The organism is Arcobacter rhizosphaerae (assembly GCF_049472155.1).
In the GTDB taxonomy this organism is placed as follows: Bacteria; Campylobacterota; Campylobacteria; order Campylobacterales; family Arcobacteraceae; genus Arcobacter_B.
The window spans coordinates 467,149-488,058 of sequence record NZ_JBMOVW010000002.1 but is presented as its reverse complement, the minus strand read 5'-3'; the positions used below and the strand labels follow the sequence as shown (position 1 = coordinate 488,058).

General features: G+C 28.4%; 20 protein-coding genes. 12 read left to right on the top strand and 8 right to left on the bottom strand.

All coding sequences use genetic code 11. The features are described 5' to 3' along the window. Window positions 1-73 precede the first annotated feature (73 nt). The 4 genes from ACH5BH_RS05450 to plsY form a co-directional block, all read right to left on the bottom strand. The gene (locus tag ACH5BH_RS05450; RefSeq protein WP_423297698.1) at window positions 74-703 is read right to left on the bottom strand and encodes a c-type cytochrome; all 630 of its coding nucleotides are present in this window, start codon (window positions 701-703) and stop codon (window positions 74-76) included. A 146-nt stretch (window positions 704-849) separates the two neighbouring features. Next, window positions 850-1,923 carry a major outer membrane protein gene (locus tag ACH5BH_RS05445; protein ID WP_423297697.1) on the bottom strand — a complete coding sequence of 358 codons (1,074 nt, stop codon included), beginning with the start codon at window positions 1,921-1,923 and terminating at the stop codon, window positions 850-852. A gap of 203 nt (window positions 1,924-2,126) precedes the next feature. Beyond that, the gene (locus ACH5BH_RS05440) at window positions 2,127-2,450 is read right to left on the bottom strand and encodes a dihydroneopterin aldolase (protein ID WP_423297696.1); all 324 of its coding nucleotides are present in this window, start codon (window positions 2,448-2,450) and stop codon (window positions 2,127-2,129) included. 167 nt (window positions 2,451-2,617) lie between these two features. Beyond that, window positions 2,618-3,241 (bottom strand): glycerol-3-phosphate 1-O-acyltransferase PlsY, encoded by a 624-nt coding sequence (gene plsY, locus ACH5BH_RS05435; protein WP_423297695.1) that lies wholly within the window; start codon window positions 3,239-3,241, stop codon window positions 2,618-2,620. 110 nt (window positions 3,242-3,351) lie between these two features. On the opposite strand from plsY, the gene nadA reads away from it, so the two are divergent. From nadA to ribD, 12 genes are all read left to right on the top strand, one after another. After that, a complete protein-coding gene (gene nadA, locus ACH5BH_RS05430; RefSeq protein ID WP_423297693.1) occupies window positions 3,352-4,341 on the top strand; it encodes a quinolinate synthase NadA in 990 nt (329 codons plus the stop codon). After that, window positions 4,338-5,159: a carboxylating nicotinate-nucleotide diphosphorylase gene (nadC, locus tag ACH5BH_RS05425; protein ID WP_404306065.1), complete on the top strand. Its 822-nt coding sequence runs from the start codon at window positions 4,338-4,340 to the stop codon at window positions 5,157-5,159. Before nadA ends, nadC begins: the two co-directional genes overlap by 4 nt. 72 nt (window positions 5,160-5,231) lie before the next feature. Further along, window positions 5,232-6,218: a DHH family phosphoesterase gene (locus ACH5BH_RS05420; protein WP_404306063.1), complete on the top strand. Its 987-nt coding sequence runs from the start codon at window positions 5,232-5,234 to the stop codon at window positions 6,216-6,218. Continuing rightward, on the top strand, window positions 6,202-7,590 hold the full coding sequence (locus ACH5BH_RS05415; RefSeq protein WP_423297692.1) for a M23 family metallopeptidase: 1,389 nt from the start codon (window positions 6,202-6,204) through the stop codon (window positions 7,588-7,590). The genes ACH5BH_RS05420 and ACH5BH_RS05415 overlap by 17 nt, the downstream gene beginning before the upstream one ends. Then, on the top strand, window positions 7,587-8,492 hold the full coding sequence (gene lpxC / locus ACH5BH_RS05410; protein WP_404306059.1) for a UDP-3-O-acyl-N-acetylglucosamine deacetylase: 906 nt from the start codon (window positions 7,587-7,589) through the stop codon (window positions 8,490-8,492). Before ACH5BH_RS05415 ends, lpxC begins: the two co-directional genes overlap by 4 nt. Before the next feature lie 9 nt (window positions 8,493-8,501). Next, window positions 8,502-8,954, top strand: coding sequence for a hypothetical protein (locus tag ACH5BH_RS05405; protein ID WP_404306057.1), 453 nt, complete (start codon window positions 8,502-8,504; stop codon window positions 8,952-8,954). 11 nt (window positions 8,955-8,965) lie between these two features. Continuing rightward, entirely contained in the window at window positions 8,966-9,847 is an 882-nt protein-coding gene (thrB, locus tag ACH5BH_RS05400) for a homoserine kinase (protein ID WP_423297691.1), read from the top strand. A 36-nt stretch (window positions 9,848-9,883) separates the two neighbouring features. Beyond that, window positions 9,884-10,159, top strand: coding sequence for a DUF448 domain-containing protein (locus ACH5BH_RS05395; RefSeq protein WP_404306053.1), 276 nt, complete (start codon window positions 9,884-9,886; stop codon window positions 10,157-10,159). Continuing rightward, window positions 10,149-12,818, top strand: a complete 2,670-nt coding sequence (gene infB / locus ACH5BH_RS05390; protein ID WP_423297690.1) for a translation initiation factor IF-2 — start codon at window positions 10,149-10,151, stop codon at window positions 12,816-12,818. Before ACH5BH_RS05395 ends, infB begins: the two co-directional genes overlap by 11 nt. Next, on the top strand, window positions 12,818-13,177 hold the full coding sequence (gene rbfA, locus ACH5BH_RS05385) for a 30S ribosome-binding factor RbfA (protein WP_404306049.1): 360 nt from the start codon (window positions 12,818-12,820) through the stop codon (window positions 13,175-13,177). The genes infB and rbfA overlap by 1 nt, the downstream gene beginning before the upstream one ends. Continuing rightward, on the top strand, window positions 13,177-13,605 hold the full coding sequence (rimP, locus tag ACH5BH_RS05380; RefSeq protein ID WP_423297689.1) for a ribosome maturation factor RimP: 429 nt from the start codon (window positions 13,177-13,179) through the stop codon (window positions 13,603-13,605). The genes rbfA and rimP overlap by 1 nt, the downstream gene beginning before the upstream one ends. Window positions 13,606-13,710: 105 nt before the next feature. Beyond that, window positions 13,711-14,718, top strand: a complete 1,008-nt coding sequence (gene ribD / locus ACH5BH_RS05375) for a bifunctional diaminohydroxyphosphoribosylaminopyrimidine deaminase/5-amino-6-(5-phosphoribosylamino)uracil reductase RibD (RefSeq protein WP_423297688.1) — start codon at window positions 13,711-13,713, stop codon at window positions 14,716-14,718. Window positions 14,719-14,767: 49 nt separating this feature from the next. Here the strand turns inward: ribD and ACH5BH_RS05370 are convergent, their stop codons facing one another. The 4 genes from ACH5BH_RS05370 to ACH5BH_RS05355 form a co-directional block, all read right to left on the bottom strand. Then, window positions 14,768-16,963 (bottom strand): methyl-accepting chemotaxis protein, encoded by a 2,196-nt coding sequence (locus ACH5BH_RS05370; RefSeq protein WP_423297687.1) that lies wholly within the window; start codon window positions 16,961-16,963, stop codon window positions 14,768-14,770. Window positions 16,964-17,087: 124 nt separating this feature from the next. Continuing rightward, complete coding sequence (gene efp, locus ACH5BH_RS05365; RefSeq protein ID WP_404306041.1) at window positions 17,088-17,648, bottom strand: elongation factor P; 561 nt, start codon at window positions 17,646-17,648, stop codon at window positions 17,088-17,090. 8 nt (window positions 17,649-17,656) lie between these two features. Further along, the gene (serA, locus tag ACH5BH_RS05360; protein WP_423297686.1) at window positions 17,657-19,240 is read right to left on the bottom strand and encodes a phosphoglycerate dehydrogenase; all 1,584 of its coding nucleotides are present in this window, start codon (window positions 19,238-19,240) and stop codon (window positions 17,657-17,659) included. A 12-nt stretch (window positions 19,241-19,252) separates the two neighbouring features. Beyond that, window positions 19,253-20,908 carry a 30S ribosomal protein S1 gene (locus tag ACH5BH_RS05355; RefSeq protein ID WP_423297685.1) on the bottom strand — a complete coding sequence of 552 codons (1,656 nt, stop codon included), beginning with the start codon at window positions 20,906-20,908 and terminating at the stop codon, window positions 19,253-19,255. Window positions 20,909-20,910: the final 2 nt, after the last annotated feature.

The following is a 20,910-nucleotide window of genomic DNA, read 5'->3' as shown; positions in this document are numbered from 1 at the left end:
AAAAGTAGTATAAGAAGTGGTTAGAAGTAAAATAAATATCAATTAGAACCTAGTTAGGTTCTAATTTGGTTACTTACTTGTTGATAGAATCTAGATATGCTTTTATTTTCTTTATATCTTTTTTAGTTACACCATCAGCAACTGATTTCATAATAATATTATATGTATGACCATAATCTGAATTAAGTGAATATTGATTAATACTATAAATTAGTTCTTTTTCTGATAGATTTTTTATAGGTGTTCCTACATTATATGCAGCTTTTTCACCTTTTACACCATGACATGATTGACATTTATTTATATATAATTTTTTACCGTCTGAAATTAAACTTAGTTTTTTCTTGATTTCTTTTTCTTTTTTTTCTTTTTGTTCTTGAATCTTCATTTTTTTGATGATTCTTTTTTCTAATTCTTTTTCATTTAGTACAGTATTAAAACTAGAACCTGATGTCTCATTTTTCAAAATATATACAAAGCTATAGCTACCATTAGGATTATTAGAGATTTTAATATCATCTATTTTATAACCTTTAGCTTTCATTTCATTTAGTGTGTATTTACTTTTACACTCTCCTCCATCAAGTTTTGTTGATTCGATTGTTGACATAGAGTTGTGATTCTCTTTAAAACACATTGTTGTTTGTGCATAAGTTAAAGTTGTTGATAATAAAGCTAATGTAATTGAACTTAAAAGTTTCATTTGTATCCTTTTAATTTAAAAAAGATAGTTTATCATAATAAGACTTGTTAATATTTTAAGGATGATTTTATTTTAAATAAAAAAAGGCTAGAAGAAAACTTCTAGCCTTTAGTTAAGTTTAGTAATCTACAAATTAGATTAAAGAATTAGAAAGTATATTTAACTTCAATTCTTCCTCTATTAGATTCTAAAGTTCCATTTTCTAGTTCAGAATATCTAATGTAAGTATTTAAGTTTTTAGCTACTTTATAACTAACTTGACCTAAAGTTTCATTGATATCTGTGTTTGCAGAACCATGCTCACCATCAGCATAAGCAGCTCTTACAGAAATTTTGTCAGTTACTTTAACTGTAGCATCAATAGCATAAGCATCTAAGTCAGCAACACCAGCTGATCCCATTTGCCATAATAAGAATTCTGCAGGAGTTTCATCAGCAGCATCAATAGAACCTGAACCATTATCTCCAGTTGCAGCATAAGCTAAAGAAGCAGATACAATACCAATTTCACCAGCTACGTATGCTTTAAATGTAGAGTTGTCATCTTTTTGTGTTCTATTTAATGCAGCAGCTACAGTTGTGTTTTCAAATTCAATTTCTGAATATTCAATACCTGTTTTAATCATTCCAAATGTTGCATCAGCTTTAACATTGTAAGCATCTAATTGATCATCAGCAGTAACGTATTGACCTAATAAAGAAACAGGCCCTACATTACCCATTGCAATCACAGAATAGATACTTTCAGAAGTTAAATCTGCATTATAGAATGCAGCACCACCAACAGTGAATGCACCAGCATTATATAAAGCAACAAGACCAGAAGCTTCTTCAGAGTCAGTTAATCTTCCTGGAATATCTTGTGTACCTAATAATGCAGTTACTGCACCATCTGAGTATTGGAAGTAGTATTGATCTAATGTTCCAGATGAATCAGAAGCAGTTGCTCCTCCTTCTTGAGTGTCATCATCATAGTTTGCATTTGCAACAAATGTTACATTGTCAGTTACAGGAACTTTTACTTTTACATCAATATTTACATCTTGATCTTCTGCAGTATCTTGACCGTTTACTACTTTTTTATCTTCCATTCTGTATCTTACTTGACCAGAAATATCAACACCTTTGATTGCTTCTTCTAAAGATGCTGCTGATGAACTTGTAGATAAACCAGCTACTGCTACTGCAGCTACTAAACTTAATTTTGCGATTTTTTTCATTTGTTCTCCTAAAATTTCGAAATCTTTTATCAGTTTACCGGAGCGCGCGAACTCATTTAAAAACTAGTTTTAAAACTTTTCCGGCTTACCGTTACGGTCATTCTACAGCACTAAATTTTAAAGTTTTCTTAAAAGTTATCTTTTTCATGTTAATTGTGTGTTAATTTAAGGTTACTTTTAATTAACAGCTCATTAACCCTTGATTAATTACTTAGTGATACAATACAATCACTTAAAATATCTGGCTTTATTATTTCTATTTTTAAGTCATTTATTTTATACATTTTGTATAGCTTTGCCTCTATATAGGCGATAGCCTCTTCTAATAACTCAAATTTCTTCTTTTTCATCTGTTTTTTTAAATAATTTGATATCTCACTATAATCTATAAAGTAATCTTTTTTATATGTGTAATTAAATGAAATATTAATAATTACTCTTTGTTTTTCTTTTCTTTCAAAAGGAAGTATTCCTATTATACATTTAAATGTTAGTTGTTTTATGTTTATTGTTAGATTTTGCTTCATTTGTCTTTCCTTGTATTAAGTATTAAATTTTTAAAGTATTGTGAATAAATTTATCTTGTGATTTTGTATTGAGTATATTATATTAAAAATTAAGGATGATAGAGTTGTTATAAAAAAAGAGAAGTTAGTTTTGCTTAACTCTCTTTTTATTTGGAAAAAAACTTATGTTAGATAACTTTTTTTTCCTCTCCTTTTATTACTCTTACTATATTTGGGATATGTTTATAGTATATGATAAAAGCGATTAAGTACATTGGTACATTTGAGCCTATATTTAATCCATCATTCATAAGTGTTGCACTTATTATTACTGCTGTTAATCCTAAAAGTGAAGATACAGATGATATTTTAAGTACTTTTGCAGCTATTATCCAAGTAAGTGCTCCTATTAAAGTAGCAACTGGCACTAGCGCTATATATACACCAAGTCCTGTAGCAACTCCTTTTCCTCCTTCAAGTCCTAAATATATAGAGTAGCAGTGACCTAAAACAGCTAAAACTGCAATAGCCCAAAGTGTTTGTTCACTCATTCCCATACTCATTGCTATTAAAATAACTACTGTACCTTTTAGTGCATCAAGTATAACTGTTGCGATACCTAGTTTTTTTGCTAAGCTTGGATTTGTTTGCTTTACTACTCTTAGTACATTTGTTGCACCAATTGATTTACTTCCTTGGGATTTGATGTCAACTCCTGCGAAAGTTTTTGCAAGTAGTAGTCCAAAAGGAATAGAACCTATTAAATATGCAGCTAGATAAAATAGCATATTAGGGTTTGTTAAAAAATCCATTTATTACCTTTATTTATTGTCTGTAGTGAGTTTTCACCTTTTTAGTTAAAAGGATTATAACTAAAATTTAGTTATATTATCATTTAAATATGTTTTATTGAAGGTTTATTTTGAATTTAAAAGAAGAGATAATAAAGCTTAAAGAGGAGCTAGATGTAACACTTGTAGCTCACTTTTACCAAAGAGATGAAGTTTTTGAATTAGCAGATATTACAGGTGACTCTTTAGAACTAGCCAAAAAAGCAAAACTAACAAAATCAAAATTTATTGTATTTTGTGGTGTTGGTTTTATGGGAGAGAGTGTAAAAGTACTTGATCCACAAAAAAGAGTTTTAATGCCAAAAATTGCCTGTTGTGCAATGGCAAGAATGATTGATGAAGGTTATTACGAGCAAAATTTAAAACAGATAAATGATGCCGGAATTCCAAATGAAAATATTTTGCCTATTACATATATCAACTCAAGTGCAAGAGTAAAAGCAAGAGTTGGTGAAATGGGTGGAATGGTTTGTACTTCATCAAACGCCTATAAAATTATTGAAAAAGGTTTAAAGTCTGGTAAAAAAATATTTTTTGTTCCAGATAGATGTTTAGGACAAAATTTTGCAAAATCTTTAAATCTAAAATCAGCAGTTGTTGGTGATGGGACTGATTTAAAAGAGGCTGATATTATATGTTATAACGGCTTTTGTTCAGTACATCAGCAGTTTACTGTGGAAGATATAGAGTTTTATAGAAACAAATATCCAGATATCTTAATAGCAGTTCACCCAGAATGTGATCCTTCTATTTGTGATGAAGCTGATTTTGTAGGTTCAACTTCTCAATTAATTACTTATATTAAAGAGTTACCAGAAGATCAAAAAATTGCTGTAGGAACTGAGTTTAATATGGTAAATAGATTAAGAGAGAAAAATACTTATATTTTAAGCTCTACAAAACCTGAGTGTCCAACAATGAATGAAACAACACTTGAAGATGTTTACAATACTTTAAAATCTATTAAAGATGATAATATCTCAAAAGAGAATGAGATTTTTGTTGATGAAGAGACTGTAAAATATGCAAGAATAGCATTAGAAAGGATGTTTGAAGTATGATAAACATAAAAAAGTTTGTTAAAAATGCCATTATTGAAGATAATGGAAGAGGAGATTTATTTTTTGATGTGGCTCCAAAAGGTAGATTTACAGCAAGAGCAATTTCTAAATCAGATGGTATTGTTGCAGGAATTCAATATGCAAAGGTATTAGCAAGAACTGAAAAGTTTGATTGTAAATTTTTAAAAAGAGATGGTGATGAAATAAAAGCAGGTGAAGTTATCGCTGAACTTGAAGGTAAGGCTTCAATTTTACTTTCATCTGAGAGAACTTTTTTAAATATGCTTCAACATGCGAGTGGTATTGCTACTATGGCAAATAAATATGCAAAACTCTTAGAAGGTTATGATGTTGTTTTACTTGATACAAGAAAAACAAGACCTCAATTAAGAGATTTTGAAAAGTATGCAAGTAGAGTAGGTGGTTCTATAAACCATAGACTTGGACTTGATGATTGTTTAATGCTTAAAGATACGCACTTAAGAACTATTAAAAATTTAAAAGAATTTATTAAAAAAGCAAGAAAAAGAATTTCATGGGTTACAAAAATTGAGATAGAGTGTGAAACTTTTCCTCAAGTTGAAGAAGCAATGGAAGCGGGTGCTGATATTATTATGTGTGATAATATGACTCCTGAACAAATCAAAGAAGTAGTTAAGTATAGAGATGAAAAATATCCACATATTTTACTAGAAGCTAGTGGAAATATTAATCTTGATACTATTCAAACTTATGCAAAAACAGGTGTAGACGCTATAAGTAGTGGAAGTATTATTCATCAAGCTACATGGTTAGACTTTTCAATGAAATTTGACTAAGAGAAGTAAAATATTGTTAACTTTTTGTTAGTATAAGTTTAATAAAATTGAAATGCAGTTAAAGGAGAAGGGTTGAAAAAAGATTTTATTGTTAGTAATAAAATAGATATGGCTGATTATACAAAAGCCTTAAATCTAATAGAAAAGAGTAAATATATTTTAATTATTACTCATGTTAACCCAGACCCTGATTCTATTGGTTCAGCATTAGCACTTTCAAATTTATTTCATGAAAATAAAATTAAGCATAAGGTATTTAATATAAGTTCTGATTTACCTGAAAACTTAAATTTTATAGAAAGATTTGACAAAATCACAGATCAGTTACCTAAGTTTTTTGACTTAGCTATATCTGTGGATTGCGGAACATATAAAAGATTAGGATTTGAACTAGATTCTAATATTCCTTTGATAAACTTTGATCATCATAAATCAAATGATAGTTTTGGAACTATAAATATAGTAGATCCAATGAAAAGTTCAACAGCTGAGATTGTTTATGATTTTTTTAAACATAATGGATTATATATTACAAAGAATTCAGCAACTGCACTTTATGTAGGTATTTATGATGACTCTTTAGCTTTTTCTTTAGGAAGATGTGATGAATTAACTTTTGATAAAGTTAATTTTTTAGTTCAATGTGGAGCAAATCCTTCTTCAATAGCAAATAAGCTTTTAAGAAGAGACTCACTAGCTAAATATAGAATCATACCTAAGGTATTAAATAGTTTAGAACTTTATAAAGAAGGTGAAGTTGCTTCTATTTATGCAAAAGAAAAATGGTTTAAACAAACAGGTGCTCACAATAGAGATTGTGAAGATGCCTTAGATATGATTATGAGTATGGCAATAGTAAGAGTTGCTTTTTTCGTAAGAATAGTAAATGGAAGCACAAGGGTTTCTTTACGTTCAAAAGGAAAATTCGATGTTGCTAGAATTGCTTCACAATTTGATGGTGGAGGACACCTAAATGCTGCTGGTTGTACTATTGATACAATAGATGAACAAGAAGCAAAAAATTTAGTTATAAAGGAAATTTTTGAGTTTTATAAATAGAAAAAAGAGTAATAAAGTTAAAAATTTATTAATATATATTGTTGTTCTTTTAATAATAGCTGTTACAGCTTTTGTATTTTTTTCACCAACTTTTGAAAAGAATGCCCCTAAAGTTGTCTATACAGGAGATAAGTTTTGGAATTTTAAAAAACCGTTAAAATTAAAATTTACTGATGATAATGGAATTAAATCTTATAAAGTAGCATATTTAGATGGAGATAAATTAGTTAAGTTAGAAACAAAAATTCTAAATAATGATGCTAAAAATATAGTTGTAGAAATTATTCCGCCTAAATTTACTAGACTTAACACTCCTCCTAAACAAATAGTTTTAAAAACTCAAGTAGTTGATAACAGTAAATGGAATTTTTTTAATGGAAATATAACTAGTAAAGATTTTGTTATTGATATTGATAGAAAAAAACCTATAGCAAATGTAGTTAGTAATTCTTATTTAATAAGACAAGGTGGAAGTGCTACAGTTGTTGTTGAAGTAAAAGATGAAAATTTAAAAGATTTTTATATTTCATTTAATGAGGAAGAAAGGTTTGAACTTATTCCTTTTTATAAGAAGAATTTTTATATGGCGATTATTGCTTGGCCTGTTACAATAGAAGAGTTTAAAAGAGTAAATTTGATAGCTATTGATAAAGCGGGAAATAAAACTACTACTAAAGTACCTTATTATATAAAAGAGTTAAAAGTAAAAGTAGATAATATTAAAATTTCTAAAAGTTTTGTAGAAAAAGTAAGTAAAAATGTACTTTCTAAAAGTGGATTTGATATTCCAGAGGGAACTGCTGAGGCATTTGTTGCTACAAATAAAGACTTAAGATCTCAAAATGTGAAACTTTTAAAAGATGTTTCAAGACAGAATTTAGATTTTTCACAAGTTTCAAAATTTGATTTAGATGCTTTCAAACAATTAAGAGGTTCAAAGACTTTTTCTAGATATGCAGAGCGAAGACATTATTATTATAAAGGTGAAAAGATTGATGAAGCTTGGCATTTAGGTATGGATTGGGCAAGTATCAGAAATGCAAAAATTTATGTAACCAACCCTGGAAAAGTAATATTCAAAGATTATTTAGGAATTTATGGACATACTGCTATTATAGACCATGGATTTGGTTTAGCTACTTTATATGCACATACAAGTAAGTTAAATATTGAATTAAATGATTTTGTAAATGCTAAACAATATATAGCAAATACTGGTTCAACTGGGGCTGTATTTGGAGATCATTTACATTTTGGAGTTTTGGTTCAAGGTCTTGAAGTAAATCCATTAGAGTGGATGGATAAAAAATGGATAGATATAAATGTTAAAAAGATATTAAATCAAGCAAAGAAAGTGATAGATACTAAATGAAACAAAGAACAATAGCTAAGAGTGTAGAAATTGTTGGAGTAGGTTTACATAAAGGCGTTCCTGTAAAAATGAAATTAGAACCATTAGACTCTGACATGGGGATAGTTTTTTATAGAGTAGACGCTGGTGTAACTATTCCTTTGGCAATTGAAAATGTGGTTGATACGAAAATGGCTACAGTAATTGGAAAAGATGATGTTGTTGTTTCAACAATTGAGCACTTATTATCAGCTGTTTATGCTTATGGAATTGATAATTTAAGAGTTGTTATTGATAATGATGAAGTTCCTGTATTAGATGGAAGTTCATCAGGTTATTGTATGCTTATTGAAGAAGCAGGAATAAAAGAGTTAAATAAATCAAAAAAAGCAATAAAAGTTAAAAAAGAAGTTGAAGTTACAACTGCTGAGGGTAAAAGAGTTTGTTTAAAACCTTCAAATAGAATCATTTATGATTTTAAGATTGATTTTGATCACCCTTCTATTGGGGAGCAAAACTTTCATTTTGATTACTCTATTGCTGAATATAAAGAGAATATTAGTAGAGCAAGAACATTTGGTTTTTTACATGAAGTACAATATTTAAGAAGTATTGGTCTTGCTAAAGGTGGATCTATGGAAAATGCTATAGTTTTAGATCAATCTAAGGTTTTAAATCCAGAGGGCTTAAGATATAATGATGAGTTTGTAAGACATAAGATTCTTGATGCAATTGGTGATATGGCTTTACTTGGATATACTCTTGTAGGGGAATATGATGCAATTGCAGGAAGTCATCATTTAAATCATCTTTTAACAAAAGAGCTTTATAAAGATAAAGAAAATTATGAAATTATAGATTTAGAAGAAGCTAATGAAGAAGCAGAAGTGTTTGAATTAGCTTATTCAAGAGTTGAAGTTTAGGATAAAAATTTGACTGAAGTTTTAGTTATAAGTATTTCAAATCCTATTTTAATAGGTATTTATGAAAATGAAAATTTGATTAAAGAGTATAAGTTAGAGGGAAAAACTTCTGATTTACTTCCAAAACTTTTTGAAGAAATATTAAAAAAATATGAAATAAATAGATTAAATTATGTAAATACTCCAGGTTCTTACATGGCTATAAAAGTTTCTTATGTATTTTTAAAAACAATTAGTATTACTAAAAATATTCAATTAAGAGCTTGTAGTGGTTTTGAATTTAATAAAAACTCTCCAATAAAAGCTTTAGGTAAAAAATATTTTATTCAAGAAGAAAATGAAATTAAAGTAGACTTTTTAGAAAAAGATTGTATAATTCGCGACTTTGAATTACCTAAGAGTATAAATAAAATAAATTTTAATAAACAGACATTACCAATTTATAATTTACCTGCTGTTTAAGAAGGAAATAGATGAAAGTAAGCGTTCCAGCTACTAGTGCAAATTTAGGGCCTGGTTTTGATTCCCTAGGTCTTGCAATCACAATGAAAAATCAAGTTATAATTAGACCATCAAAATTTCATAGTGTGTCATTAAAAGGTGAGGGTGCAAATAATCCAGTACTAAAAGATAACAATATGTTTATCTCTATATTTAATGATTTTTACCATAATTTGTCTCATAAAAAAAGGCATTTTAGATTTGAATTTTTTAATGAAATTCCTTTATCAAGAGGTTTAGGAAGTTCTTCTGCTGTAATTGTATCAGCAATTGCTAGTGCTTATGCTATTGAGGGAATTAGACTTGATAAAAATAAGTTACTAAATTTAGCTTTAGCTTATGAAAATCATCCAGATAATATTACACCTGCTGTAATGGGTGGATTTAATGTTGCAACAGTACAAGAAAATGAAGTTAGATATATTAATAAATCAATACCAAAAGCTTTAAAAGCTGTAATTGTTGTACCTAATAGACCAATATCTACTCAATTATCAAGAAAAACTTTACCTTTTAAATACTCAAAAGATGATGTTATTTTTAATATTTCTCATTCATCTTTATTAACAGCAGCATTTATGAATGAAGATTGGAAGATGTTGAGAACTGCATCTTTAGATAAAGTTCATCAAAAATATAGAATGAAACAAATGCCAGAGTTATTTGATGTACAAAAAACTGCTCTTAGAAACGGAGCTTTAATGAGTACACTTTCAGGTTCTGGTTCAACACTATTTTCTATATGTTTTGCAGATGATGCAAAGAGAATTGAAAAGGCATTAAGAAATAGATTTTCACATTTTAAAGTATTTACAAGTGATTTTGATAATACTGGTGTAAAGATAGATTTATAAGTTTTTTGATAAATAAGTATATTTTAGGTATAATAATTGGCTAATTCGAAAAAAACCTTAAGAACTTGTATTTTTTGTAGAGGAAAATTTGAACAAAATGAGTTGTTAAGGTTAAAATGTGAAGAAAAAGAAATTGTACTATATAATAACAAAGGTAGAAGTTTTTATCTTTGTAATTCATGTATAAAAAAAGTACAAGAAGATAATAATCAAAAAGATTATAAAAGATTTGAAAACGCACTATGTAGAGAGTGTAAAAATAAAGATAAGTATGTTCTACAACTTAAGGAGATTTTAGCAGATGTCAGATAAAGTAAGAGTTTATGAAATTGCAGATGAGGCAGGAGCAAGTAGTCAAGAAGTAATAACGAAAGCAAAAGATTTAAATATTGAACTTAAATCGCCTCAAAGTGCAGTTTCTTATGAAGATGCAGAAGAAATTGCAAACTATATAATGACCGGTAAAAGTAAAAAGTTAGCAGCAAAAGCTACACCGGCACCAAAGAAAACTACGCCAAAAAAAGTTGAGACAGTAGTTGAAAAAGACTCAAAAAAAGAAGAAAAAAAAGAAGAAGCACCTAAAAAGGTTGAAGAAATTAAAACTGAGAAGAAAGAAGAAGCTATATCTAAACCTATTAAAAGTGTAGAAAAAAAAGAAGAAGCAAAAGTAGTAGAAGAAAAAGTAGAGAATAAACCTAAAAAGATTATTCCAAAAAGAAGAGGTCTTAAAATTATTAAGAAGAAAAAACCAAGACCTGAACCAAAAGAAGAAATAATAACTCATTCTCCTTCAACAGATAAAGCTAAAATGAAATCACTTAGTGAAATTTTAGGTGGTGAAAAAGAAGAGAAAAAAATTACTCCTCAAGCTAATGTAAATGAAGAAGCTGCAAAAAAAGCAAAAGCTAAAAAGAAAAAACAACCAGCAAAAACTCAAACTCATGGTAAAAAACTTGAAGTTCAAAGAGATAACAATGAATTCAATAATACTTCTACTGATTCACTTTTAGGTGAAGAAGTTGTTTTACTTGATATGGATTTATCTGATACTTCTAAACTTTTTGAAGAACAAAAAACAAATACTAATCCAAATAAGCAAGCAAGAGGTTCAAAACCAGCTGCATTTGGTAATAGACCACAAGGTTTAAAAAGAAGAAAAAGAAAGAAAAAAGTAAGAAAAGCAGAAGAGAATATTGAAATAAAAGAAGTTACAATTCCTGAAGATATTAGAGTATATGAATTTGCTGAAGCTTGTGGAAAATCTGCATCTGAAGTAATTAGTGTTCTATTTGGTTTAGGAATGATGGTTACTAAAAATGACTTCTTAAAACAAGATGAATTAGAGATTCTTGGAGAAGAGTTTGAAATTGAAGTAACAGTAAAAGATGCTTTAGAAGATGCTAACTATGTTGAAGAGTATAATGAAGAAGATATTGATGATTCAAACTTTGAGACTAGACCTCCTGTAGTTACAATTATGGGACACGTTGATCATGGTAAAACATCATTATTAGATAAAATTAGAGAATCTAAAATTGCAGCAGGAGAAGCTGGTGGAATTACACAACATATTTCATCTTATACTGTTGAAAAAAATGGTGAAAAAATCACTTTTGTTGATACACCAGGTCACGCCGCATTCTCTGCTATGAGAGCAAGAGGTGCTAGTGTAACTGATATTGTAATTATTGTTGTTGCAGCTGATGATGGTGTAAAACAACAAACTGAAGAAGTTATTTCTCATGCAAGAGCATCTGGCTGTCCTATTATTGTTGCTGTAAATAAAATAGATAAAGAGGCTGCTAATATTGATATGGTTAAATCTCAAATGGCAGAAAGAGATATGACTCCTGTAGATTGGGGTGGAGATATAGAATTTATTGGAGTATCAGCAAAAACTGGTGCTGGAATTGATGATTTATTAGAGAATATTTTACTTCAAGCTGAAATTTTAGAGCTTAAAGCTGATCCAACTGCTAAAGCAAAAGCTACAGTTGTTGAGTCTTTACTTGAAAAAGGTAGAGGACCTGTTGCTACAATTATTGTTGAAAATGGTACTTTAAGAGTTGGAGATAATATTGTTTGTGATACTACTTATGGTAGAGTTAAAGCAATTACTAATGATATGGGAAAACCAGTTAAAGAATTAGGTTTATCAGAAACTGGTTCTGTTTTAGGTTTAAATGAAGTTCCTGCTGCTGGTGCTATTATGGTTGCACAAGATTCTGATAAAGAAGCAAGAGATATAGCAACTAAGAGAGCTGAACATGAAAGAGCAAAAGAGTTATCTAAATCTACAAAAGTTTCATTAGAAGAAATGAGTGGTTTAATTGCAGAAGGTAAAATTAAACAACTTCCAGTAATTATTAAAACTGATGTTGGTGGTTCACTTGAAGCTATTAAAGGGTCATTAGAAAAAATTGCTAATGATGAAGTAAAAGTAAAAGTTATTCATGCTGCTGTAGGTGGTATTACTGAATCAGATTTAGTTCTTGCAAGTGCTTCAGAGGGTTGTATTATTCTTGGATTTAACGTAAGACCTACTGGTTCTGTTAAATCAAAAGCAAAAGCTGATGGTATTACTATTAATACATACTCAATTATTTATGACTTACTTGATGATGTTAAAGATACTTTATCTGGTATGATGAGTGGAGTAATTAGAGAAGAAAATACAGGACAAGCAGAAGTTAGAGATACATTTGTTGTTCCTAAAGTTGGAACAGTTGCAGGTTGTATTGTAACTGATGGTAAAGTAATTAGAGGTGGATTAGCAAGAATCATTAGAGATGGTGTTGTTACTTATACAGGTAAAATTTCATCACTTAAGAGATTTAAAGATGATGTTAAAGAAGTATCTAATGGTTACGAGTGTGGTGTAATGTTTGAAAAATTCAACGACATTCAAGTTGGTGATTTTGTTGAAACATTTATACAAATTGAAGAAAAAGTTTCTATTGACGATAAATAATGAAAAGTATTAATCTACAAAGAACAGAATCTTTATTGATGGAGCTAATTCCAGAAGCTCTATCAAGTATGGCAGATGAAAGAATAAGATCTTTACCTATTACAGGTGTGAATTGTAAAAATGGTAAATATGATGCAATTGTATATTTTGATGGAAGTGATTTTGATAAAAATCAAATTAATCAAATTATCTCACTGCTAAAAAAAGCTAATGGAAGAATGAAATCACATATTTTAGCAAGTACAGGTTGGTATAAATGTCCTAACTTTAAGTTTGTTAATGATACTTCATTAGAGCAGTCAAGAAATATAGAATCACTTTTTGCACAAATAAAAAAAGACAAAAAAGAAGAAGAGTAATGAGTTTAGAAGAATCAATTAAACTAGCTGTTGAGAGTTTAGATGCTCAACTTTATGATATTGTAACAACAAAAGAAAATGATAGAAATATTTATAGAGTTTATGTTACTGCAAAAGGTGGAATAACTTTAGATAAATGTGCTGAAATTTCAAGAATGATTTCTCCTATTTTAGATGTTGAAGAACCAATGAGTGGAGTTTATAATTTAGAAGTAAGCTCACCTGGAATTGAGAGAAAACTAAAAACTGTAGATCATTTTAAAGCTTCTATAGGAGATAAAGTAAAAATCAAAGATATTGCTACAGAAGTTTATAAAGGTGAACTTTTAGAAGCATCTGATGATAAAATACTTGTAAAAACTGAGTTTGGTAAAGAGAGCATTGAATATGATTCAATTCTTTCTGCATCAACATATTTTGAATGGTAATAGGTTTAAACCTATTACTATTTTCCTTATAAAAACTAACTTTTAATTTAGCCTTCTTTTAATATACTACTTTTCATAAATACAAATAATTATTATGGATTAAAAATGAAAATAAACGACAAATTTTTTATGAAATTAGCTATTGATGAAGCTTGGAAATATCAATTTTTAACTTACCCAAATCCAGCAGTAGGGTGTGTCATAGTAAAAGGTGATACAGAAATTTTAGCTATAGAAGCCCACAAAGAAGCTGGAGAAGCCCATGCAGAAGTAAATGCTTTAAAAGAGGCCTTTCTTAAATACTATCCAAATGACTTATTAAAAACGAAAATTAGTTCAAATGATATACATGAATATTTAATAAAAAACCATAAAGGTTTTTTTAATGATTGTAAAGTTTATGTAACATTAGAACCTTGTAATCATATAGGTAAAACACCTGCTTGTGCAAATTTATTAAAAGAATTAAAACCTAAAAAAGTTATAGTAGCACATGAAGATTTAAATAAAAAGGCTAGAGGTGGATGTGAGACATTAAAAACAGTTAATATCGATGTAAGTATTGGATGTATGAAAAAAGAAGCTTATGAGCTTTTATATCCTTTTTTAAAGTGGAATAGTGGTACATTTATATTTTATAAAATGGCTCAAACTTTAAATGGTTCTATTGATGGAGCAATTTCTTCAAATAATGCTAAGGCCTATGTACATACTTTAAGAGATAAAATTGATTTAATGCTTATTGGCGGAAATACTGTAAGAATTGATAAACCTACCTTAGATGCTAGGTATATTGCAGGTAAAGCACCAGATATAATGATATATAGTAAAAATAAAGTTTTTGATACAAATATCCCTTTATTTAAAATTCCAAATAGAAAAGTTCATATAAGTAACGATTTATTTAAATTACTTGATTATAATTTTGTCATGGTTGAAGGAACATATAATTTGTTAGATATTTTAAAAGATAGACTTGATTATATTGTTTTATTAGTAAACCCTAAAATTAGAAAAGGCCATAATGCTTTAAATGATATTGACATAGATTTCCAAATTGTTCATGAGAACTATATTGGGGAAGAAAAAATCATGTTTTTAAAAAGAAAATAAAAAATAGAGATTTGAATCTTTATAATATTTTATAAAGATTCAAATTGTATTAGTGTTTAAATTTTTTTTCATTTACATCTTCTAAAATTTTGGCTGCAATTGAAGATGTGTTATTTGCTACTAAATTACTTTGCATAGCCATTGAAGCATTTTCTTGTGTTTGTTTGTCAAGACTATTTATGGCATTATTGATTTGCTCAATACCTAGTAATTGTTCTTTTGAAGATGTTTCAATATCTTTTATTAAATCTATAGTTTTTCCTATTGATGTATTTAAGTCTCTATATCCTTCAATCATAGTATTTGAAATAGTTTTACCTTCACTAGTTTTTTGTGTTGCATTTTCGACTAAATCTTTAATTTCTTTTGCTGCTTCTGCACTTCTACTTGCTAGGTTTCTTACTTCTTGTGCAACTACTGCAAAACCTTTTCCTGCTTCACCTGCTGTTGCTGCTTCTACTGCTGCATTCAGTGATAAAATATTTGTTTGAAATGCAATTTGATCAATAACTGAAATAGCATCATTTATAGCAATTACTTGATTATTTATCTCTTCCATTGAAGTTGTAGTTTCAAGGGCAAGTTTTTCTCCTGAAGAAGATGAATCTTTTAAATCATTAGTATAAGATGACATTTGAATAATATTATTTGTATTTGATCTAATATTAGATGTAATTTCTTCTACTGCAGCTGATGTTTCTTCTAAAGATGAAGCCGCTTGTGTTGAAGAATGATTTAATTCTTGAACATATTGTGATAGTTGTGTTGATGAATCTTTTAGACTTAAACCATTTTTCTCATTATCTTGTAACATTGAATTAATTAGATTAATAACATTGTTAATAGCAATAGATATCTTACCAGTATTGTCATCAATTAATTGTGTAAAATTGTTCTTTGACAATCTATCTAAAGCTTCTAATATTAAATTTATATCTTTTCCTACATTATTTGATAATGAATTTAGCATTTCATTAAGGTTTAATCTTAATTCTTCTAAGTTTTCATCATCAACTTTTTCAGTAATTTTTTTGTTTAGATAACCTTGTTTAACATCTTTTACTGTATCTTGAACAATTTCAATAAAATGGCTATTTTTTTCTAAATTATTTTTAGCATTAATAATATTTTCATTTACTACTTTTGCCATTTTCCCTAACTCATCTTTACTATCATTTGTAAGTAATGTAACTTCTTTTGTTTCTTTATTTAAAAAACTAAAAAATGAAATAAGTCCATTTTCAAATGAATTAAATTCTCTTTTAATATACCTTGCAACAAAATATGAGATTATTAATAAAATTAAAATAGAAGTTATACTAATTGCAAGAGTTAAATATTCAATCATTCCATCTATACTTTTTACATTTGAATTATAACTTTGGTCAATTTTTTTATTCATATCTGTTAGATATATACCTGATATTATAATCCAATTCCATTGTTTAAATAGTTTTCCAATTGCTAATTTTTCATTAAGTTGTTTAGTTTTAGGATTATAAAAGACATAAGGCACATAAGTAATTCCATTTTTACTTTTTGCTAAAGTATCTATAATTTGCTTTCTATATGCTCTTCCTTTTTTATCTTTATGTGTTAAATCCCATTGTTTACCAAATCTTTTAAATTTTGATCCATCAACAACATACCATGCAGTATTATCATCTTTTAACTCTACACCATAAAAATATCCGTTCCCTAAGAACCTTAAATCTGATAATACTTTTGCAGCTTGTTTTTTATATTTATTTTCTACATCAGAAATATTTGCTTTTATATTTATAGTTATATTTAAAGCTTCTATATAAAATGAGGAAATATAAGATTTATTATTATTGCTTAGGGAGTTGATTATATTTTTTCCATTTTGAAAATAAATATCTTTTTCATTACTAATATATTTTTCTAAAATTGATATAATTTCAGTAGATGTATAATTATTCCTTTCAATATTTAATTCTTTTATAACATTAATTGCTTTATTTTTATCATCTTCAAGTTCATTGATAATTGAATTTTGAGTACTTTTATCTAAATAGTATTTAATAGAACTTTCTGCTAACTGAGAATAAGCATTTAGTTCTTCTTTTGCCGTATCATAGATTATTTTTGTAAAGTCATTTTTTTGGTTCTGTGCTAGATTTTTTGACTCAAGATTAATAATAATTAAAGAAATTAAAAAAGTTGAGATGATAGAAATAGCAACTATTGTAAGTATTTTATTTTTAATAGATAAGTTTTTCATTATAATCCTTTTGCGGATTATACCCAAAAGAAACTAAAACTAAAAAGTAATTAAATAATTTAAGTGTGATTTAATAATTAAGGTAGGTCTTTATTTCAAAACTTGAAATAAAGACCTAAAAGTTTTACTTAACTTTTTCTAAATATTCACCTGTTCTTGTGTCACATTTTATAATGTCACCTTCGATTAAGTGAAATGGAATTTGTACAACAGCACCTGATTCTAATGTTGCAGGTTTTCTACCACCTTGAGAATCACCTTTAAAGTTAGGTGGAGTTTCTACAATTTTTAATTCAACAGTCATTGGAGGTTCAACTGTAATTGCTTTACCATTGAAGAACATCATATCAACATTCATCCCATCAATAATCCATTTTTCAGCATCACCTACTTGCTCATAAGTTAAACCAATTTGTTCATACGTGTTAGTATCCATGAATTGAAGCATTTCACCATCATCATATAAAAACTGCATTTGATTTTGTTGTAAATCAGGAGTTTCACACTTATCACCTGCATGGAAAGTTTTTTCAATTACTTTACCATTTAAAAATGATTTGATTTTACATCTTACAAAAGCTGCACCTTTACCAGGTTTAACATGTTGATACTCAGTAATTTTATAAGGGATACCATCTAATTCAATTTTCATCCCTTTTTTTAATTCACTCATTCCAATTGCCATAACTACTCCTAAATTTCAGCATAAGAAACAGAAATAGCTGCTTCAAGCTCTTCAAGTTTACTTATTGTATTTGAACAAACTTTTTCATCAACTAAGATAACAGCTAAAGCGCCATCTTTACCTCTTGATAATCTAAAGTCTGCAATATTAATATTATTTTGTGCTAAGATTGAACCTACTTGTCCAATTACACCTGGTACATCATTATTTCTCATAATAATCATTTTACCTTTTGGTTCAATGTCTAATGAGAAGTTATTGATATCAATAATTCTTTGTACATCTTCATTAAATACAGTTCCACATATTGTTTGAACTCCATTTGAAGTTGTGATTTTTACTGATACTTTATTTTGGTATCCACTATGTGCAGAGAACTCAGAAGCTGTAAGTTCAATTCCTTTTTCTTCTGCTATAAAGTTTGCATTTACATAATTGATTTCATCACCAGATGATACTGATAACGCGCCAACAGTTGCAAAAGTTTGTAATGAATCTAAGTATTCTGAAATTTGTCCTTCAGCTGATACATTGATAGATCTAATTTCACTTTTATCATTTTGTGCAATTAAAAATGCCATTTTTTGAGTTAATTCAATATACGGTTTTACAAAAGTAGGAATTTTACTTTCATCAATAGGTAAATTTAAAGCATTTGGATATGCAATTCCTCTTGCTGATTCAATTGCATTTTCTGCTGCTTGAGTAGCAATTTTCTTTTGTGATTCTTTTGTATTTGCACCTAAATGTGCTGTTACAGTTACATTTGGTAAATCTAATAATGGATGGTCAGTTGCTGGCTCTTTGATGAATACATCAATTCCTGCCATAGCAATTTTCCCAGATTTTAAATTGTTGTAAAGTGCTTCTTCATTGTATAAACCACCTCTTGCACAGTTTATTAAAATAACACCATCTTTCATTTTAGCAATTTGCTCTTCACCAATCATATCAAGTGTTTCTTGATTTTTAGGTGTATGAATTGTAATTATGTCACAATCTAAAATATTATCAAAATTAGTTGTGTATGAAATACCTAAATCAGTTGCTTTTGTTGAAGGAATGTATGGGTCGTATGTTACTACGTCCATTTCAAATGATTTAGCTCTTAATGCAACTCTATGTCCAATGTTACCAAATCCAATAACACCAAGTTTTTTACCATAAAGTTCATTTCCATACCAATCTTCTCTTTTCCAGATTCTATCTTGTTTTAATTGGTTGTGAGCATAAGGGAATTTTCTCATACAAGATAACATGTGTGCCATTGTTAATTCAACAGCTGCTATTGTATTTGCAGTAGGAACATTCATTGCGATAATTCCTCTTTTACTACATCCTTCAATATCAACATTATCATACCCAACACCAGCTCTAATGATAGCTTTTAAGTTTTGTGCTGCATCTAAAAATTTTTCATCTACATCAGTAGATGATCTAGTGATCACTACTTCTGCGTCTTTTATTACATTTAAAAGTTCTGTTTTATCTACATCTGCTGCATATACATAGTTTACATCTTCTGTATTTTGTAAGATATTTAAACCATCTTCATGTATATGATCACAAACAACGATTGTGTGCTTACTCATTTTAAATAAATCCTAATTTTTGATTTGATCTTTTAGTAAATCACCTAAAGTCATAGTTGAATCATCATTAACTGCTTTTAGAACTTCTCTTTCTTGTTGTTGTTCTAATCTTTTAACAGATAATCTAACTCTATTTCTTTTAGTGTCTATATTTACTACTACTGCTTCGATTTCATCACCATTTTTTACATCTTCTGCATTTAATGGTCCAAAGTCTTCATTTCTAATAAGTCCATCTAAGTTATCATCTAATTTGATAAAAATACCAAAGTCTTTAGCATCTTTAACTGCACCTTTTACGATATCACCGATTTTATGTGCATTTTGGAATTTTTTAGCTGGAGATTCAGCAATTTCTTTAATTGATAATGAAATATTTTCTTTTTCTCTATCAATTTTAATGATTTTAACTTCTACTTCATCACCTTTTTTGAACATTGTTTTACATTTTGCATTTGACTCCCAAGAAGCCTCTTCATTATGTAATAAACCATCTACTTCACCAATTGTTACAAATGCACCAAAATCAGTTAATGTAGCAATGTTTCCAGTAATTACATCTCCAACTTTGTGTTCTTTAGTAAATTTAGTAAAAGGTTTTTCTTGTAAGTTCTTTAAAGATACTCTTAATCTTTTTTTATCAACGTCTAATTCAATAACTTCAACATTAACTTCTTCACCTAAAGTTAATAATTCTTTTGGATTTTTAACGTTTTTGTTCCATGAAATTTCAGAAATATGTAATAAACCTTCGATGTCGTTACCTAAATCAACGAATGCACCATAAGATTCAAAGTTAGAAACTGTTACAGTAATTGTATCACCAACTTCTAATTCGTCTTTAATTTCTTCCCATGGATTTGCTAATGCAGCTTTGATTGATAATGATAAGTGTTGTTTAGCTTTATCATAAGATAGTACAATAACAGTAACTTCGTCACCTTCATTGTAATAATTTGCAGGATTTACAGGACCTTTGTAAGAGATTTCATTGTAGTTTACTAAACCATCAATTCCACCTAAATCTACAAACATACCATAAGAAGTGATTTTTTTAATGATACCATTAATTGGTTCACCACTTTCTAAGATTTCAGCTACTTTTGTGTCTTTTTCAGCTTTTGCTTCTTCAATTAATTTTTTTCTAGAAACAATGATTGAGTTTTGTGCAGTATTAACTTTTAATACTTTTGCTTTAACTTTTTTACCAATTGCTCCATGAGCTTTTAAGTAAGATTGAGCCATTGGCATGAAGTATTCACAACCTTCTTCATCCTCAATGATAAATCCACCTCTGTTTTTAACAGAAATTACTTTACCTTCAATTGTTACATCTTCAACATTTTCACCATGTTTAGCTACAAATGCATCAAATTTTTCTTTTTGTAATACTTTTTTATGAGAGATATTTGGTCTTTCACCTCTATTTCCCATTAACATTACAGGGATTGTATCACCCTCTTTATATTTAACTTCGCCACCAATTGTAATGTCAGAAATATTTAACTGACCTTCAATTTTTTGACCAACATCAACAAGAACTCTCTCTCCAGAGATTTCAACAATTACACCATTTACTACAGAATTATTCTCAGCATTCTCGAAAGACTCGTTAAGCATTTGCTCAAAATCAAAGTCTTCACCTAAATCAATATCTTCGATACCCATTT

Bases quoted from the DNA above. Each gene is read 5' to 3' on its own strand.
- rimP (WP_423297689.1), top strand. From the start codon at position 13,177: ATGAGTTTAGAAGAATCAATTAAACTAGCTGTTGAGAGTTTAGATGCT.
- thrB (WP_423297691.1), top strand. From the start codon at position 8,966: ATGAAAGTAAGCGTTCCAGCTACTAGTGCAAATTTAGGGCCTGGTTTT.
- ribD (WP_423297688.1), top strand. From the start codon at position 13,711: ATGAAAATAAACGACAAATTTTTTATGAAATTAGCTATTGATGAAGCT.
- serA (WP_423297686.1), bottom strand. From the start codon at position 19,240: ATGAGTAAGCACACAATCGTTGTTTGTGATCATATACATGAAGATGGT.
- ACH5BH_RS05450 (WP_423297698.1), bottom strand. From the start codon at position 703: ATGAAACTTTTAAGTTCAATTACATTAGCTTTATTATCAACAACTTTA.
- plsY (WP_423297695.1), bottom strand. From the start codon at position 3,241: ATGGATTTTTTAACAAACCCTAATATGCTATTTTATCTAGCTGCATAT.
- ACH5BH_RS05370 (WP_423297687.1), bottom strand. From the start codon at position 16,963: ATGAAAAACTTATCTATTAAAAATAAAATACTTACAATAGTTGCTATT.
- rbfA (WP_404306049.1), top strand. From the start codon at position 12,818: ATGAAAAGTATTAATCTACAAAGAACAGAATCTTTATTGATGGAGCTA.
- ACH5BH_RS05445 (WP_423297697.1), bottom strand. From the start codon at position 1,923: ATGAAAAAAATCGCAAAATTAAGTTTAGTAGCTGCAGTAGCAGTAGCT.
- lpxC (WP_404306059.1), top strand. From the start codon at position 7,587: ATGAAACAAAGAACAATAGCTAAGAGTGTAGAAATTGTTGGAGTAGGT.
- ACH5BH_RS05355 (WP_423297685.1), bottom strand. From the start codon at position 20,908: ATGGGTATCGAAGATATTGATTTAGGTGAAGACTTTGATTTTGAGCAA.
- nadC (WP_404306065.1), top strand. From the start codon at position 4,338: ATGATAAACATAAAAAAGTTTGTTAAAAATGCCATTATTGAAGATAAT.
- ACH5BH_RS05440 (WP_423297696.1), bottom strand. From the start codon at position 2,450: ATGAAGCAAAATCTAACAATAAACATAAAACAACTAACATTTAAATGT.
- efp (WP_404306041.1), bottom strand. From the start codon at position 17,648: ATGGCAATTGGAATGAGTGAATTAAAAAAAGGGATGAAAATTGAATTA.
- infB (WP_423297690.1), top strand. From the start codon at position 10,149: ATGTCAGATAAAGTAAGAGTTTATGAAATTGCAGATGAGGCAGGAGCA.